This window comes from Sphingomonas sp. STIS6.2, from assembly GCF_000732685.2.
Classification (GTDB): Bacteria; Pseudomonadota; Alphaproteobacteria; order Sphingomonadales; family Sphingomonadaceae; genus Sphingomonas; species Sphingomonas aerolata.
In genome coordinates this window covers 1-2,022 of sequence record NZ_JPDP02000047.1, presented here as the reverse complement: position 1 = coordinate 2,022, position 2,022 = coordinate 1, and the positions used below count along the sequence as shown (strand labels likewise).

The 2,022-nt window shown below is 57.0% G+C and carries 2 protein-coding genes; one reads left to right on the top strand and one right to left on the bottom strand.

Annotated elements, in window-relative coordinates:
• Positions 1–134: 134 nt before the first annotated feature.
• Complete coding sequence (locus sphst_RS21645; RefSeq protein WP_107045459.1) at positions 135–650, bottom strand: PilZ domain-containing protein; 516 nt, start codon at positions 648–650, stop codon at positions 135–137.
• A gap of 245 nt (positions 651–895) precedes the next feature.
• On the opposite strand from sphst_RS21645, the gene sphst_RS09625 reads away from it, so the two are divergent.
• Positions 896–1,456 (top strand): recombinase family protein, encoded by a 561-nt coding sequence (locus sphst_RS09625; RefSeq protein WP_031395413.1) that lies wholly within the window; start codon positions 896–898, stop codon positions 1,454–1,456.
• The last annotated feature ends 566 nt before the right edge of the window (positions 1,457–2,022 follow it).

Genomic DNA, 2,022 nt, shown 5'->3' with positions numbered 1-2,022 from the left:
GCGATAAGCTTGCCCCTCACGCGAGCGCCACGCCAGGGGGCATGCCGATAGGTCAGTCGCGCGCCGGGTCTACTCTGTGGTCGAAAGACGACAACTAATTGGAGGGCAAGCGGTCACACTACGCCGGTCAAGAGTCATCCCCCTGTTCGGCCTAGTGCGCCCGCGACTTTTCCAAACGGGGCCACCAATGCATGATAGATTTCCACCGCCGCCAATGCCGCAACGCCAAGGCTGGCGGTCGCGAGGCATACGAACTGAAATCCTGATGCGAAGCGTCGACTTCGTTCTGCGCGGACAGCCGCTGATCTGTTTCTCTCGGTCCGCGTTGGCATGCGCCGATCAGTTAAGATCTGATCAGCTGCTGGTCGATTCTTTAAAACCGGCTCGTTAACCAGCAAGGCGGCGCTAACTAGGTCCTGTGTACGAATGCCAAATCGCCGCTCCTTCACCCAGATCACTCGGCCAATGATGACGAGGGTGCCGCGGCGAATATCAACGTACGAACCCACCCGAGGCGTCTTGTCGGCTGAAACCAGCAGTCCACGCGACGATACGTTATGGATGCATGCGTCGGTCCAAACCCCCTCGGAATTCATGCGACACTGAACCACAACTGCCGTTCGCGTAGCTCGAGGACGGTACGCTCCCATTATTTGGCTAGGGCGGGTGAAATCATAGGTCACGATCGCAAAACCGAATGAAAGAATGGTTAACCATTACGCTGCGGACACATGCGCATGTCCGCTATTAAGATCGTCGCATAATTGCTGCGAGGACCGCAACTGGCGCTAGCCGTCGACCAGCCTGTTGCAAAAGGGTTCCCTTTCGCAACAGATTTCGTCCTCAATGAAATCAGTAGGTTGGCCGTTGCAAAAGGCTGTAGCAAGATGAGCGAATGAAAATCGGCTATGCACGGGTCTCGTCCGGAGAACAGAACCTCGACCTTCAACGCGATGCGCTAACCGCTGCCGGCTGCAGCATGATCTACGAGGACGAGGGTGTTTCAGGTGTTGCACGTCGGCGTCCTGGGCTCGACTATGCGCTCGCCACGCTGAAACAGGGCGACACCCTCGTGGCATGGCGACTTGATCGCCTGGGGCGTTCCCTGCCGCACCTGATTGAGCTGGTAGCGGCTTTGCAGGATCGGGGTTGCGGGTTCGTATCGCTTAACGAGGCGATCGATACCGGTTCGGCCGGGGGTAAGATGGTGTTTCATATCATGGGAGCATTGGCTGAGTTCGAGCGCGCCTTGATCGTGGAGCGCACCCGCGCCGGCATGACTTCCGCCCGTACGCGGGGGCGTCACCTAGGTCGGCCTCGCGCCCTGACCGGTGCGCAACTTCGCAAAGCCAGGGACGAGATCGCCGCTGATCGCGAAACCACCGCCAGCATGGCGACCCTGCTCGGCATTAGCCGATCGACCCTGTGGCGGGCGCTAAAGGATCAGCTAAGCTGATGACCGCTATCGCCCAATCCTAGTCATTCGAGGAGGTTCAGGGATTGTCCGAAACTCGCCTTTCGTTCATTGCAGCAGATGTTCCGAGGCGGCGAACGCCGGGGGGGTGGAATGGATTTTACATACCACAAAAAGCTTGTCCCGATCGTTGGAGTAATTCTGGCGCTCGCGTGTGTTGAGACCATTGTACTTCATATCATCGCGATGGCATTTTGGGGTTGGAAGGTTGCCATCGTGATCGGTCTTCTCGATCTGTCATTGGTGATCATGCTGTATCGAATGATCCGCTCGTTCCGACTAAATCCTATCACCATACGGGACAACATTGTCACTATGAGGACAGGTGGCAAAATGGGCGTCCCCATTGCCATAGATCAAATCAAAGACTTTAGGACGATATGGAGCGGTGACGATCTTAGGGCTCGCCATGTCTTGAACATGGCCTTAGCGGCGTGGCCTACCGTTATGTTCGACTTGAGAACCCCTGACCTGCTCCCCGTTTTCAGGCCGCTGATAACTTAGCTTCGGTTTCCATATGCCCCTGGCGGGGGCGGTTCGTAAACTCG

Coding starts and splice junctions, on each gene's coding strand:
- sphst_RS09625 (WP_031395413.1), top strand. CDS start 896: ATGAAAATCGGCTATGCACGGGTCTCGTCCGGAGAACAGAACCTCGAC.
- sphst_RS21645 (WP_107045459.1), bottom strand. CDS start 650: ATGGGAGCGTACCGTCCTCGAGCTACGCGAACGGCAGTTGTGGTTCAG.